The organism is Mesorhizobium sp. M7D.F.Ca.US.004.03.1.1 (genome assembly GCF_003998635.1).
GTDB classification, from domain to species: domain Bacteria; phylum Pseudomonadota; class Alphaproteobacteria; order Rhizobiales; family Rhizobiaceae; genus Mesorhizobium; species Mesorhizobium loti.
The window spans coordinates 1-456 of sequence record NZ_RZQG01001353.1 but is presented as its reverse complement, the minus strand read 5'-3'; the positions used below and the strand labels follow the sequence as shown (position 1 = coordinate 456).

Sequence of the window (456 nt, the reverse complement as noted above, 5' to 3'; positions counted from 1 at the left end):
GCGGCCCAGTGCGAAGAAGCCGAGCCACGGATGCAGCAGGAAGATGATGCCGATGTAGATGGGCGACCATGGCAGGTCGAACAGGGCATGGATGCCGCTGCCGGTGATCACCTGCCTGAACGTGTCGAAATCGCGGATCGGCTGGCTTTGCGAGGAACCCGGCGATGGGGTCTCGACCGACGCGGCGAGGACTTTTGCCGAGAGCAACCGGTCGAGCCGCGCGCTGGCACGCGTCAGGATGGAGGCGCGCACCAGGTCGAGGCCGGCCAGCGAAAGGAAGGCCGCCAGCAACACCAAGGTCAGCATCACCAGCGTGGTTTCGCTACCGCTGGTGACGACCCTGTCGTAGATCTGCAGCATGTAGAGTGGGGATGCGAGGTAGAGCAGATTGATTGCCAGGCTGAATGCCGCCGCGACCAGGAAATAGCGGCGGCAGGCCCGGAGCGCATCCTTCAC

1 pseudogene is annotated in these 456 nt (G+C 64.3%); it reads right to left on the bottom strand.

Going from position 1 to position 456, the window contains the following annotated elements:
* A pseudogene (locus EN935_RS42540) lies at nucleotides 1-456 on the bottom strand (type I secretion system permease/ATPase); the annotation flags it as partial.